Here is a 12,857-nt window from a genome sequence, read left to right on the forward strand (position 1 = left end):
GCGACAGAAATATTTGAACGTGTCGGGCGGGTGGGTAACTGTTACCATAGTTGTCGGCCGAATCACTCAGACGGATGCGTATCGCGCCTGAGTGGCCTCGATTCAGATGTCTCGACGCTCGAACAGCGCCTGCGAGAGGATCAGCAGGCCGACGAACGCGACGAGGAGGATGGCCGAGTCGATCGGTTCGAACGACCCGTCTATCAGGATCGGCGTCGGCTCGTAGTACTGCGTCGGGCTCAGGTACTGTATCCAGTCGTACCCCTCGGCGCCTCCGACGACGGACTCGACGAGGTAGAGGACGAAGACGGCGCCGACGGCGCCCCGCTCGGCGATCGCCGCGCGGTCGACGGCGACGGAGAACGCGAGGCCGATCCCCGCGCAGACGAGGAGGAACGGGACCGATAGCAGGTGCGCCAAGACGAGGTGATCGACGGCGATCGTCTCCCCGACGGCGACGACGAACAGGTAGATCGCCGCGCCGCCGATGGCGTTGACGGCGACCATGGGGACGAGCAGGGCCGCGAACTTCTCGACGAGGAGCCGGGAGCGCGTGACGGGGAACGACAGGAGGAGGTCCATCCGCTCCGTCTCGACGTCGCGCGCGACGAGGCCGCCGGCGACGTACGCGAAGTACAGCCCCAGCCCGAGCAGCCAGACGAAGCTGAACAGCTGCGCGCCGAGGAACCCCTCGATCGTCGACAGGCTCTGGATGCCGAACGCGTCCAGCATCGCCGGCGGCAGGTCCTCGAAGACGTCCTCGTAGTCGACGCCCTCCAAGACGGTGAAGTACCAGACGATGAACCCGGCGTACGCCCCGACGCCGGCCGAGAGAATCGCGGCGCCGCGGAGCCGCCGCCTCCCCTCGTACCGGGCCGTCTCAAACATCCGTCGCCCCCGCCCCGTCGCTCGCGCCCGCCGCTCCGTCGCTCTCGTTCGCCGCCACGTCCCTCTCGTTCGTCGTTCCCTCGCCGCCGTAGTAGTGCGCGAACACGTCCTCGATCGGTGGTTCCCCGATCTCCACGTCGCGGACGTCGTGGGCCGCGAGCTCGCGGAGGAGCGCGTTGACGTCGCCGGCGTAGATGAACTGGGCGCCTTCGGCGAACCGCTCGGGGTCGACGACGCCGTCGAGGTCGGCTATCGCCGCGATCGCCGCGTCGCTCGCGTGGACCCGCACGTGTTTCCCGCCGCGGTGGAGCAGCGCCTCGACGTTCTCGAGTTCGACGAGCGACCCGCCGCGGAGGATGCCGACGCGGTCGCAGACGCGCCGGACCTCGCTCAGGACGTGCGAGGAGAAGAACACGGTCGTGCCGCGGTCGCGCTCGCTCCGGACGAACTCGTTGAACGCCTCCTGCTTGAGCGGGTCGAGCCCGGCGGTGGGCTCGTCCATGATCACGAGGTCGGGGTCGTGCATGAACGCCTGCACCAGTCCGAGCATCCGCTTGTTCCCGGTCGAGTACTCGCGTATCGGTCGGTCGACCGGCGGGGTGAACAGCTCCAACAGCTCCTCGCGGCGACCGTCGCCCTTCATCGCGCCGTGGTAGTCGAGCACCGCCTCCCCGGTCGCCTCCTCGGTGAACCCGAGGTGCGCCGGGAGGTACCCGACCCGCCGCTTGGCTTCGGTCAGCGCGGCCTCGTCGCGGACGTCGGCGCCGAGCACGGTCGCCGTCCCCGAGGTGGGCTTCAACAGCCCCAACAGCAGCCGTATCGTCGTCGACTTCCCGGCGCCGTTGGGGCCGAGGAAGCCGAACACCTCCCCCTCGTTCACGGCGAACGACACGGCGTCGTTCGCGACCACGCTCCCGAACTCCTTCGTGAGCCCCTCGACGACGAGGGGGCGGTCGGCCTCGTCGGAGCGAGCGGCGTCACCGGACATAGAACCACCACGCGCCGGCGACGACGAGGACCAGGAGGACGATCAGCACGCCGACCTCGATGGGGAGCTCGCCGCCGGACGGTTCGACGACCGAGGCGGCCACCGTCCGGGCGTCGCCGTCGACGCGACTCCCCTCGGGGTCGGTGTAGGCGACTTCGACGCTCGCCGGGTACCGGGTCGCCGGCGCGTCGGCGTCGACGGCGAGGTCGAACGCGACTCGCCCCGTCTCTCCGGCCGCCAGCGACGGGATCACGGTCGTCCGGAACTCGCTCTCCAGCGGCGCGTCGACGGCGAGGCGCAGTTCGACGTCCCGGAGCTCCACGTCGCGGCGGTTCGTCACGTCGAGCCGCAACACGCCCTCCTCACCGGCCGCGAACCGTGGGTCGACCGCGGACACCGTCACCGCGTCCCGTCGCTCGGCGACGGGAACGCGCACCGCCTCCCGGGCCGTCCGTTCGGCGTCGGCGGCGTTCCGGTAGCTCGTCGAGAGGACCAGCTGCTGGGGGACCGAGTCCGCGTTCGCCGGGACCGCGCCGCGGAACCGGAAGGCGGCGCTCTCGCCGGCGGCGAGGTCGCCGACTGCGTACCGCGGACTGCGGGGGACGAACGCCCCGTCGCCGACCGCGAGGACGACGCCTCGAACGTCGGCCGGCCCGTCGTTGCGGACCGTCCCGCTGACGGTTCCGTTCTCGCCGACGCGGAGCGTCGAGTCGTCGACCTCGACCGAGAAGGACTGCTCGGCGCGCGGTCGGAGCCCGACCGGGATCCCCTCGTGGGCGTCGCGGACGCCGTCGACGCCGGTGTACCGCACGGTGCCGGTGAGGCCGAGCGACTCCGCGGCCGCGTCCGCGCGGACGCTCGCCGGGAACCTGACCGTCGCGTTCTCCCCGGGGGCGAGCCGATCGACCCGAGCGGCGTTCCGGTCCGTCTCGCCGAGCGCGAGATCGGGGCCGTTCGCGGCGAGATCGACCGAGAGGTCGCGCGCGAGCTCGCCGCCGACGTTGGTCACGTTCACCGCGAGCGTTCCGGAGCCGCCGACCTGGACGTCCGCGTCGACCGTCCGCATCGCGAACCGGGGCGCGTCGTCGACGGTCACCGATACCGACTCGGTCCGCGTCCGCGTCCGGTCCTGGACGACCCCGCTCCGCGGCGCCGAGAGGAACGTGTGCGAGTACCGGAGCCGCACGTCGAGCGAGTACCGCCCCGGCTCCGCGTCGGCCGGGACCCTGACCGAGACAGGCACCTCGCGGACCGCGCCCTCGCCGATCGTTCCGACGGCGAACCGCCCCGTCTCGACGACGAGCGGTGAGTCGTCGCTCCGAACGGCGACCACGACCGCCCGCGCGGTCGTGACTGTGGCCCGCCGGGCGTCCGATCCGGCGTCCACCTCGCCGTCGTTCGCGATCTGTAGCGTGAGCTCCGTCGCCGTTCCCGGCGTCACCGTCGAATCGGGGACGTAAACCTCCAAGTCGGGCTCGCCGCGGACGAACGGCGGCTCCTCCTGCGCGACGGCGAGTCCGCCGAACGCCCCGACGAGGAGCGCGACGACGGCGACGACGGCGAGGGCCGGGAGGGCTCGTCGGGACACTCAGCTCACCGACCCGGCGGCTGCGGTGCGTCTCTCGGCCGAACGAACCCGGCCCGGTCGCGAGCGGAGGCCACGTGTCATACGTCCAACTCCGCCCGCCGGTCATATATGGTTACGCGTGGTGACGGACCGTCCCGACGGCGGCCGGTACGGGGCGCTTATTCCGCTGGAACCGAGTGTCGAGGTATGCTCATGACGCCGGGACCGACCGCGGTCCCCGACCCCGTCCGCGAGGCGATGAGTCGCGAGCTGATCAACCCCGACGTGGACCCCGAGTTTCGGCGGATCTACGACCGGCTCACCGACCGGCTGGCGACGGTGTACGGCGTCGGGTCGGGCGAGAGCGGCGGGGGCGACGCGCCGGGCGAGGGCGGCGAGGGCGACGGCCCGGCCCGCGACGTCGTCGTCCCCGGCGGGGAGGGGATCCTCGGGCTGGAGGCCGCGATCGCCTCGCTCGTCGAGCCCGGGACGGAGGTGTTGTGTCTCTCGAACGGGCTCTACGGCGACGGGTTCGCCGACTTCGTCGAGTCGTACGGGGGCGAGGCGACGCTGGTCTCGGCCGACTACGACGAGGCGCTCCCGCTCGCGGAGCTGGAGTCGGCGCTCGCGGACGGGGACACCGAGTTCGACGTCGCGACGATGGTCCACTGCGAGACGCCCACGGGGACGCTCAACGACCTCGAGCCCGCGCTCGACCTGCTGGCGGGGACCGACGGCGAGACCCTCACCGTCGTCGACGCGGTCTCCTCGCTCGGCGGGGTGCAGGTGCCGACCGAGCGGATCGACGTCTGTCTGGGCGCCTCCCAGAAGTGCTTCAGCGCGCCGCCGGGGCTCACCACGGCCGCGATCAGCGACCGCGCGTGGGCCGCGATGGAGGAGCGGGAGCCGCACTCGCTGTACACGAACTTCCTGCCGTGGCGTGACACCTCCGGGGGATTCCCGTACACCCACCTCACGACCGAGGTCGTCGCGCTCGACGCGGCGCTCGGGCTGTGGCTGGAGGAGGGGCTCGACGCGGTCCGGGAGCGGCATACGGAGGCCGCGGCGCGGTGTCGCGAGCGCGGCGCGGAGCTGGGGTTAGAGCCGTATCCGAGCCCGGATCGCAGTTCGCCGACGGTGACCGCGTTCGAGGTTCCCGGGCGGGCCGAGGAACTGCAGGAGCGCCTGCGCGAGGAGCGCGACGTGCTCGTCGCGACCGGGCTCGGGGAGCTGGCGGGGGACATCCTGCGCGTCGGGCATATGGGCCACAACGCGCGGGTCGAGCGCGTGGACGAGACGATGGACGCGCTAGAGGGCGTTTTATAACTCGGAAGAGGAGTAGTCGGGGGATTTCCGAGGTCCTGGTGAGCCTATTTCGCCGAAATCGGTAGAGGGTGCGACACTCTGCTCCGGTTCCGGTCACCACAAAGCATCGACGGAGCGATTAGGCCTCCGAAACGTCGATGATCAATTCGTATGTCTCGTCTCCGAGCGTGAGCGGATTCCCGGTCCGCTGTATCGAATAGCTTCCCGGAGGGGCGGCAAACTCATAGGTTTCAGACCGAGAGCCTCCGGGGGAGAGCGTGACGCTGATCCCGACGTCTTCCCCGCCGGTTACCCGACGCCCCTCCGTCTCCACGTACTGACTCTCGACGTATCTGTCAGTCCACAAGATCGCGTCGGGCGAATCGGGGTCGTAGAGCGCTCCGAACGGTTCCGGAGCGCCGGTCACGTACTCGATCTCACTCTCCGTTTCGTTTCTCGCCGTCAGTTCGACGACTGCCGGAGAACCCTCACTGATTTCGGAGCGGTGAACGTCGCAACCGAAGCCGATGGCTCCGTCGCCGGCCACGCGCGTGATAGACACCGCGATCGAACGCTCGTCACCCGACCCTGGCTCTCCGGTCGTCCCGTCCATACCGACGCTGTCTATACACCCCGAAAGGGGAAGAGCAGACAGTCCGACCACCGCGAGGGCACGTCTCCGCTTCATGTCTCCGACTGGTGTCCAGTTATGAATAATTTTGTTGATAACACAAACGGTAGTATGAGACTCCGTTTGCAGGCCTCTGAGACCGACCGTTTCAGACGGGAAGCCGTCTGCCGAACGGATTTCAACGAGGCCGGTGAGTCGTCTGTGAGTATCGACGACGACGCGGCGGTGAACGCCTCCAAAGCCCCAGCCTCGCGGTTCGCGCTCTTCGAGCGCTCACCGCGTCCCTCACGCGTGCGGTCGCCGGACTACGTCCGGCTGCCAGAGGGACCTCCGGTCCCTCGCTGTTCGCGGCCGGGGGGCCGCTCACCGGCACGCAGGGCGAGAGCAAAGCTCTCGCTTGCAGCCGGCGCTACGCGCCGGCGACGCCGCCGCTATTCAGTTATAAATCGTCGGCTCCGTAGCCGGTTTCGTAGTCCGCGGTTCCGCCTCCGGAACGCCCTTGCCGTCGCCCCGATCAGGTGGGAGTGAACATGAACCACCGGGAACTCGGCGACGTCGGCGCGGTCAGCGAGGTCGGCTACGGTTCGTGGCAGATCGGGAGCGACTGGGGCGACGTGAGCGAGGCCGAAGCCGTGGAGGCCGTCGAGGCCGCCCGCGACGCCGGGATCGACTTCTTCGACACCGCCGACGTGTACGGCGACGGGCGCTCGGAGCAGATCCTCGGCGACGTGCTCGAAGACGACATCGCGCGCGGCGACGTGACCGTCGCGACGAAGGCCGGCCGCCGGCTCGACCCCCACGTCGCCGACGGCTACGCCGAGGCGAACCTCCGGCGGTTCGTGGACCGGTCGCGCGAGAACCTCGACGTGGAGACGCTGGACCTGGTCCAGCTCCACTGCCCGCCGACGGACGTCTACTACCGACCGGAGACGTTCGACGCGCTCGCGACGCTCGCCGACGAGGGGCGGATCGCGGACTACGGCGTCAGCGTCGAGCGCGTCGAGGAAGGGCTCAAGGCGGTCGAGTACCCCGGCGTCGAGTCGGTCCAGATCATCTTCAACCCGTTCCGCCAGCGCCCGGCCGAACTGTTCCTCGACCGGGCCGCCGAGCGCGACGTGGGCGTGATCTGCCGAGTGCCGCTCGCCTCCGGCCTGCTGACCGGCGCGCTCTCGCGGGACGCCGAGTTCCCGGCGGACGACCACCGCAACTACAACCGCGACGGCGACGCCTTCGACGTGGGCGAGACGTTCGCGGGGATCCCCTACGAGACCGGCCTCGACGCGGCCGACGCGCTCGCGGACCGCGTCGACGCGGTCGCCGACGACCCGACCGACGCGAGCGGCGACGGCGTCTCGCTCGCGCAGCTCTCGCTCCGGTGGATCCTCGACCACGACGCCGTCACGACCGTCATTCCGGGGTCGACGACGCCCGCGCATATCCGCGCGAACGCGGCCGTCAGCGATATTCCCCCGCTCGACGAGGCCGCCCACGAGACGGTTCGCGAGGTGTACGACGAGTTCGTCCGCGAGCACGTCCACCACCGCTGGTAGCGGGGCGGGACGGCGACGGAACGAGTCGCTTTTCTCCCGAGCCGAGACAGGTCGGGTAGATCGATCCGTGGTCGACGGAGCCGGCGCAGACGACGACGACAGCCCTCCGGGCGAGCCCGCGAGCGACGCCGATACCGATTCCGTCCCCGACGACGAGCGGGAGGCGCTCGTGACCATCGCTCACGGCGCCGTGGTCACCTCCGGCGGCGTCTCCGGGCAGCGGGCGCTGACGGCGGCGACCGAGTTCGTCCTCGCTCGCGGGCTCGGCCCGACGGCGTACGGCGTCTACGCGCTGGCGTGGCGGATCGCCCAGCTCCTGTCGCGGCTCGTCACCTTCGGGAGCGTCCCGGCGCTCCAGCGGTACCTCCCCGAGTACGCGGACGACCCGCCGCGACGGGGCGTCGTCGCCGGGCTCGCGTACGCGACGACGCTGGGCTTCGGCGCCGCCATCGCCGCGGGCGTCTGGCTGGCCGCGCCGCGGATCAACGACCTCACCGTCGGCGAGGCGGCCTTCCCGGGCGCGATGCGGGCGTTCGGGTTCCTCGTCGGCCTCCTCGGCGTCGTGATGGTCGCGTCGGCGACCTTCCGCGCCGTCGGGTCGGCCCGCGGCGAGATCGCCTTCAACAAGCTGCTCCGGCCGGGCGTCCGGCTCGCCGCCGCGGTCGCGGCGCTCGCGCTGGGGTACTCGATCGGCGGCGTCGCCGTCGGCATCGTCGCCGCGACCGCGCTGCTCGCCGCGGTCGCCGTCCCGCTCGCCGCGCGGGTGACTGGGATCGTTCCGTCGCTGCGCGGCGCCCGGCGAGAGGCGCGGCGCTTCTACGACCACGCGGCGCCGGTCGCGATGAGCAGCCTCGGGAAGGTGTTCCAGAACCGCGTCGACGTGCTGCTGGTCGGGGCGCTCCTGACCGCGACCGCGGCGGGGGTGTACAACGTCGTGCTCGTGCTGATCGCGATCGCGTGGATCCCGCTCATGTCGTTCAACCAGCTCCTCCCGCCGGTCGCCTCGGAGCTGTACGGGAACGACCGGACGGCGACGCTGAACGCGGTGTACACGTCGGTGACCCGCCAGATCGTCACGGCGGTCGTCCCGATCATCGCCGTCCTCGCGGTGTACGGCCGCGAGCTGCTCGGGCTGTTCGGCGACCCGTACGTCGCGGGCTACCTCCCGCTCGTCGTCTACCTCGGCGGGGTGTTCGTCGGCAGCGCCGTCGGCGCGACCGGCTGGCTCCTGATGATGACCGACCACCAGTACGCCCGGATGGCGCTCGACTGGCTGCTCGCGGTCCTCAACGTGGGGCTGACGTACGCTTTCGTCGTCCGGTTCGGGCTCGTCGGCGCCGCGCTCGGCACGTCGCTCGCGATCGCCGCGCAGAACGCGATCCAGGTGCTGCTGCTCCGGCGGTTCGAGGGGCTGTGGCCGTTCGACCGCACCTTCCTCACGCCGCTCGCGGCCGGGGGCGTGGCCCTCCTCGCGATGCGGATGATCCGCGCGCTCGTCCCCGGTCGGGCCGCGGTCGTCGTCGGCGCCGCTGTCGGCCTCGCGGCGTACGCGGCGACGCTTCGTTACCTCGGCGTCGACCCCCGGGATCGTCTCGTCGCTCGCCACCTGGCGGCGCGGTACCGAGCCGCGGTCGTCCGTAAATTCGGGCGGTAAGCCGGCTTCGGCCGGTCGAAACCGCGCGGCCGAAGGTCGACCCTTTATCATCCGACCGTCGCGTACGGTGTCCCATGGAAACGTTCGAGCGCGGGTCGGCCGGCTCCGCCCGCGTCGCGATCGTCGGCGGGATCCACGGCGACGAGCCCGCCGGCGAACGGATCGTCAGACGGCTCGCCGACGAGCTCGACGAGACGGGCGCGGGGAGCGGCTGCGTTCGACTGATCGTCGCCAACGAGCCGGCGCTGGCGGCCGGGACGCGGTACACGGACGCCGACCTGAACCGGGTCTTCCCGGGCGACCCCGACAGCGACGAGTACGAACGGGCGCTCGCGCCGCGGCTCGCGGCCGAGCTGGAGGGGATGGACGCGGTGCTCGCGATCCACACCTCGCACAGCGCGCCGCCGCCGTTCGCGATCTACAGCGACCCGACCGAGTCGGTGCGCCGGAGCGTCACCGGGATGCCCGTGGAGTTCGTCGTCGACTCCGGCGGGCTGCGGTCGACGACGCTCGACTCCGTCGTCCCCCACACCGTCTCGATCGAGGTCGGGAGACAGGGGAGCGAGGAGGCGATCGCGTTCGGCTACGAGGCGTGTCTGGCGTTCCTCCGGGCGCACGGCGCGCTCGACGACGAGCCGGCGGCGTTCACCGAGACGACGGTCGTCGCGGGCGACGAGGAGGTGCCGAAGGGCGGCGGGGAGCCGCGCGTCCACTTCGCGAACTTCGAGGCGATACCGCCGGGGGCGGTGTTCGCCGAGGACGACGTGTACACCCACCGCGTCGAGGAGGAGGGAGTCGTCCCGATCCTCGCGAGCGAGCACGGCTACGAGGAGATATTCGGGATCTACGGCCGCGTGACGGGGACCATGGAGCCGCCGGCGTCGGCGGTCGACGGAACGGCCGCGGCGGAGGATTCGGCGGAAGAGACGGCGGAGTAGCCGGTACTCACTTCGCGGTCGGCGTGACGTCGCCGACGGCGTCCATCACCTGCATCGCGGCGCTGGCGGCCAGCCCGCGGGCGACTTCGTCGGTGTCGGCGTCGGCGATGCCGGCCTCCAGCTCGTCGGGGTCCGGCGTGAAGCCGGCCGAGACGGGGTGGCCGGCGGGCGGGTTGACCGCGACGGTCGCCTGCGGCCCGTTCGCGCCGACCGACAGCTCCGAGCCGACGGCGTAGCTGTTCGGGAGATACGATTCGGTTCGCGAGACGATTCCGGCGACCGCGCGCCGGAGGCGCCGTTCCTGATCGGGGGATAGGTCGACGGCCGCGGGCTCGCCCGCGTTCGTCACACCCGGTGCCCCGGCGTACGGGTTATTGCCGTTCATCGAAGACACGTTCGGTACGCGGAGCCGGGTCAAAAAGGCGTCGGCGGGGGCGATCCGTCCGGAGGCCAATGGCCGCCGGAACCCCATCGGCGGACGCGCGCCCGCGGCGGCGGTCGTCGCCGTTCGTCACAGGATCGGCTCCGACTCGCCGTACGCCGCGATCACGACCGCGGTCGTGTACCGCCCGGGCGCCGAGGCCGCCGTCTCCACGCGCACCTCCCGATCCGGCAGCACCCAGTCCCGCAGTTCGCCGCCGGCGTCCAACCCGGCCTCGATCCGCTCGCGGACGTCGCCCGGGTCCTCGCCGGTCACCTCGTAGAAGAGGCCGGGGCCGGGGCCGGTCGCCCAGCCGAGCCCGGCGGCCACGTCGGGGCGGCGGCGGGGGGCGCGCTTCGACTCGGCGTCCTCCGCGCCGGCGCGGCCGCCCTCGCGGAAGTCCACCTCGTCGTCCGGACCGACGGTGCGACGCGCCTCCACCACGGTGAGCCGGTTGCCGGCGGGGCCGAGGTCGGGCGCCTCCTCGACCGCCTCGACGGTCGCCTCTGCGGGGACCACGGAGGAGACCGCCACGAGGTTGTAGTTGTGGAGGTTCGCGTCCGCAAGAGCGGCGTCGTAGGAGGCCATCGCCGTGTCGGCGACGCCGACGCCGCCGGCGACGTGGATGGTGTTCATCGGGGGGAAATCGATGGTGCGGGAGGTAAGAGGTTACGAACCGACCGCGTTGGCGCGTGCCTGCGAGCGCCCGGAAGGGCGCGAGACAGCACGCGCGAGGGAGTCGGTGGTCCGGAGCGGAGCGGAGGACCACCGACGAGGTTGGGGAGGCGTGAGGCTGTGGTCGCCGTGCCGGACGGGGCTCAAAGGGACAGTCGCCGGCGGCTCTACCGCTGGCTGGGACTTTGGAGACATTTACCGCCGATCCGCCGTCTTCACTCTCAAAGCCCCCGAAAACAGTCGCCGCCCCGGAGCTCTAGTACTGGTAGTTGATGACCTGCTCTTCGGTCTGTTCCGCGTCCTGCAGCTTCTCGCGGGCCGACTCGAAGTCGGCCTGCGTGACCTCGGTGCGCCCGTCGCGGATCGCGAACATGCCGGCCTCGGTCGCCAGTGAGGCGATGTCGGCCCCGCTGTACCCCTCCAGGTCCGCGGCGACCGCGGAGACGTCCGTCCCCTCGGCGACGTTCATGTCCTGCGTGTGGATCTCGAGGATGCGCGCGCGCCCCTCGGCGTCGGGCTCGGGCACCTCGATGAGGCGGTCGAACCGGCCGGGGCGCAGAATGGCCTCGTCGAGCATGTCGAAGCGGTTGGTCGCGGCCATGATCCGCACCTCGCCGCGGTCGTCGAAGCCGTCCATCTCGGAGAGCAGCTGCATCATCGTCCGCTGGACCTCGGCGTCGCCGGAGGTCTTCGAGTCCGTCCGCTTCGAGGCGACGGCGTCGATCTCGTCGATGAAGATGACGGCGGGCTCGCGCTCGGCCGCCAACTCGAACAGGTCGCGGACGAGCCGCGACCCCTCGCCGATGAACTTCCGGACGAGCTCGGAGCCGGCCATCTTGATGAACGTCGCGTCCGACTCGTTGGCGACGGCCTTCGCGAGCATCGTCTTCCCCGTCCCCGGCGGGCCGTGGAGCAGGACGCCGCTCGGCGGTTCGACGCCGACGGCCTCGAACTGCTCGGGGTTCTCCAACGGGTCCTCGACGGCCTCGCGGACCTCCCGGATCTGCTCGTCGATGCCGCCGATGTCGTCGTACTCGACGTCCGGGGACTCGGTGACTTCCATCGCCTGCGCGCGGGAGTCGGTCTCGTCGTCGAGCACCTGCTGGACCGCGAACGAGTCGTTGATCGCGACGCGGTCGCCCGGGCGGAGGTCCTCGTCGAGCCGGGTGGACGCCTGCGTCAGCACCTCCTGGTTGTTGCCGTGCTGTTTGATCACGACGCCGTCGTCGGTGATCTCCTCGACCGACGCGATGTACAGCGAGGAGGTCTTCAGCACCTCGTTCTCGCGTTTCAGCTCGTCGACGTCGGCCTTCAGCTCGCCGCGGCGGCCCTGCGCGTCGTCCAGCCGCTGCTCAAGCTCTTCGTTCACCTGCAGGATCCGCCGGTAGTGCTGGCGGATCGCTTCGAGCCGCTCCGTCTCGCTCATCTCCGGATCGAGCTCGAGACGGGGGCGGTCGGGCAGTGAGGGGCTATGAGACATTCGTTGTGTGCCGATACGGAGCGCGCGTAAATGTGCCTTTGGGTCACGGTGGTTCCCCGTCCCGACCGCGGGGATCAAGCACCCTCACGCTCGGGCCGGGTCGACGACGCCCGAATGGGGCCGCTCGCCCGTTGAAGTATCAGCCGCGATAACTACGGGTCAACGCTTTAACATGCCGCGTGCGTAGCTCGCCCCATGAGAGACGAGACCCCGGCGACGGTCCTCGCGGTCGACGACGAGCCCGACCTCGCCGAGCTGTACCGGGTGTACCTCGACTCGGCGTACGACGTCCGGATCGCGACCGGCGGCGAGGCGGCGATGGCGGAGATGGACGACTCGGTCGACGTCGTCCTCCTCGACCGGCGGATGCCCGACATGTCCGGCCACGAGGTGCTCTCGGCCATGCGCGAGGCGGGCTACGACGCCCGGGTCGCAATGCTGACCGCGGTCGAGCCCGACGTCGACATCGTCGATATGCCGTTCGACGACTACAAGACGAAGCCGGTGACGAAGGAGGACCTGCTGACGCTCGTGGAGGTGCTGCTCCACCGCACGGAGTACGACGAGCACAGTCAGGAGTTCTTCGCGCTGGCCTCGAAGAAGGCCGCGCTGGAGGCCGCCGGCACGACGGGAACCGACGAGTACGAGGAGCTCGTCGAGCGGATGGAGTCGGTCCGCGACCGCGTCGACGACACGCTCGATCACCTCTCCGCGCGCGACGCGTTCGTCGAGGTCCCGGGCAACGTCCCGTAGACCGGGG

Annotated in this window: 12 protein-coding genes; 5 read left to right on the forward strand and 7 right to left on the reverse strand. The window is 70.9% G+C overall.

The genetic code is table 11. From position 1 onward, the window contains the following. Positions 1-102: 102 nt before the first annotated feature. The 3 genes from B4V04_RS10940 to B4V04_RS10950 are packed head-to-tail and all read right to left on the reverse strand — an operon-like array spanning position 103 to position 3,464. Complete coding sequence (locus tag B4V04_RS10940; RefSeq protein WP_498231577.1) at positions 103-888, reverse strand: ABC transporter permease subunit; 786 nt, start codon at positions 886-888, stop codon at positions 103-105. After that, positions 881-1,876: an ABC transporter ATP-binding protein gene (locus B4V04_RS10945; RefSeq protein WP_498231578.1), complete on the reverse strand. Its 996-nt coding sequence runs from the start codon at positions 1,874-1,876 to the stop codon at positions 881-883. Before B4V04_RS10945 ends, B4V04_RS10940 begins: the two co-directional genes overlap by 8 nt. Further along, entirely contained in the window at positions 1,866-3,464 is a 1,599-nt protein-coding gene (locus tag B4V04_RS10950) for a COG1361 S-layer family protein (protein ID WP_498231580.1), read from the reverse strand. The genes B4V04_RS10945 and B4V04_RS10950 overlap by 11 nt, the downstream gene beginning before the upstream one ends. Positions 3,465-3,650: 186 nt before the next feature. Between B4V04_RS10950 and B4V04_RS10955 the strand changes: the two genes are divergently transcribed. Then, entirely contained in the window at positions 3,651-4,769 is a 1,119-nt protein-coding gene (locus tag B4V04_RS10955) for a pyridoxal-phosphate-dependent aminotransferase family protein (RefSeq protein WP_498231582.1), read from the forward strand. A 118-nt stretch (positions 4,770-4,887) separates the two neighbouring features. Here the strand turns inward: B4V04_RS10955 and B4V04_RS10960 are convergent, their stop codons facing one another. Beyond that, positions 4,888-5,436, reverse strand: a complete 549-nt coding sequence (locus B4V04_RS10960) for a DUF8130 domain-containing protein (protein WP_498231584.1) — start codon at positions 5,434-5,436, stop codon at positions 4,888-4,890. Between the two features lie 473 nt (positions 5,437-5,909). Here B4V04_RS10960 and B4V04_RS10965 point away from each other — a divergent pair, with 473 nt between their 5' ends. The 3 genes from B4V04_RS10965 to B4V04_RS10975 all read left to right on the forward strand — a co-directional run bounded on the left by B4V04_RS10965 (position 5,910) and on the right by B4V04_RS10975 (position 9,521). Beyond that, on the forward strand, positions 5,910-6,929 hold the full coding sequence (locus B4V04_RS10965; protein ID WP_498231586.1) for an aldo/keto reductase: 1,020 nt from the start codon (positions 5,910-5,912) through the stop codon (positions 6,927-6,929). A 67-nt stretch (positions 6,930-6,996) separates the two neighbouring features. Beyond that, positions 6,997-8,583: a lipopolysaccharide biosynthesis protein gene (locus B4V04_RS10970; protein ID WP_498231587.1), complete on the forward strand. Its 1,587-nt coding sequence runs from the start codon at positions 6,997-6,999 to the stop codon at positions 8,581-8,583. A gap of 74 nt (positions 8,584-8,657) precedes the next feature. Further along, entirely contained in the window at positions 8,658-9,521 is an 864-nt protein-coding gene (locus B4V04_RS10975; protein WP_498231589.1) for a M14 family metallopeptidase, read from the forward strand. 7 nt (positions 9,522-9,528) lie between these two features. Here the strand turns inward: B4V04_RS10975 and B4V04_RS10980 are convergent, their stop codons facing one another. The 3 genes from B4V04_RS10980 to pan2 form a co-directional block, all read right to left on the reverse strand. Next, positions 9,529-9,906 carry a DUF5811 family protein gene (locus B4V04_RS10980; RefSeq protein ID WP_008007407.1) on the reverse strand — a complete coding sequence of 126 codons (378 nt, stop codon included), beginning with the start codon at positions 9,904-9,906 and terminating at the stop codon, positions 9,529-9,531. A gap of 126 nt (positions 9,907-10,032) precedes the next feature. After that, positions 10,033-10,578 carry a pyruvoyl-dependent arginine decarboxylase gene (locus B4V04_RS10985; RefSeq protein ID WP_498231591.1) on the reverse strand — a complete coding sequence of 182 codons (546 nt, stop codon included), beginning with the start codon at positions 10,576-10,578 and terminating at the stop codon, positions 10,033-10,035. 295 nt (positions 10,579-10,873) lie between these two features. Continuing rightward, positions 10,874-12,097: a proteasome-activating nucleotidase Pan2 gene (gene pan2, locus B4V04_RS10990; RefSeq protein WP_498231593.1), complete on the reverse strand. Its 1,224-nt coding sequence runs from the start codon at positions 12,095-12,097 to the stop codon at positions 10,874-10,876. A gap of 195 nt (positions 12,098-12,292) precedes the next feature. On the opposite strand from pan2, the gene B4V04_RS10995 reads away from it, so the two are divergent. Then, entirely contained in the window at positions 12,293-12,850 is a 558-nt protein-coding gene (locus B4V04_RS10995) for a response regulator (RefSeq protein ID WP_498231595.1), read from the forward strand. Positions 12,851-12,857 lie beyond the last annotated feature (7 nt).

It is taken from the genome of Halorubrum sp. B52, from assembly GCF_059752555.1.

Bases quoted from the DNA above. Each gene is read 5' to 3' on its own strand.
- B4V04_RS10940 (WP_498231577.1), bottom strand. From the start codon at position 888: ATGTTTGAGACGGCCCGGTACGAGGGGAGGCGGCGGCTCCGCGGCGCC.
- B4V04_RS10945 (WP_498231578.1), bottom strand. From the start codon at position 1,876: ATGTCCGGTGACGCCGCTCGCTCCGACGAGGCCGACCGCCCCCTCGTC.
- B4V04_RS10955 (WP_498231582.1), top strand. From the start codon at position 3,651: ATGCTCATGACGCCGGGACCGACCGCGGTCCCCGACCCCGTCCGCGAG.
- B4V04_RS10960 (WP_498231584.1), bottom strand. From the start codon at position 5,436: ATGAAGCGGAGACGTGCCCTCGCGGTGGTCGGACTGTCTGCTCTTCCC.
- B4V04_RS10965 (WP_498231586.1), top strand. From the start codon at position 5,910: ATGAACCACCGGGAACTCGGCGACGTCGGCGCGGTCAGCGAGGTCGGC.
- B4V04_RS10975 (WP_498231589.1), top strand. From the start codon at position 8,658: ATGGAAACGTTCGAGCGCGGGTCGGCCGGCTCCGCCCGCGTCGCGATC.
- B4V04_RS10980 (WP_008007407.1), bottom strand. From the start codon at position 9,906: ATGAACGGCAATAACCCGTACGCCGGGGCACCGGGTGTGACGAACGCG.
- B4V04_RS10985 (WP_498231591.1), bottom strand. From the start codon at position 10,578: ATGAACACCATCCACGTCGCCGGCGGCGTCGGCGTCGCCGACACGGCG.
- pan2 (WP_498231593.1), bottom strand. From the start codon at position 12,097: ATGTCTCATAGCCCCTCACTGCCCGACCGCCCCCGTCTCGAGCTCGAT.
- B4V04_RS10995 (WP_498231595.1), top strand. From the start codon at position 12,293: ATGAGAGACGAGACCCCGGCGACGGTCCTCGCGGTCGACGACGAGCCC.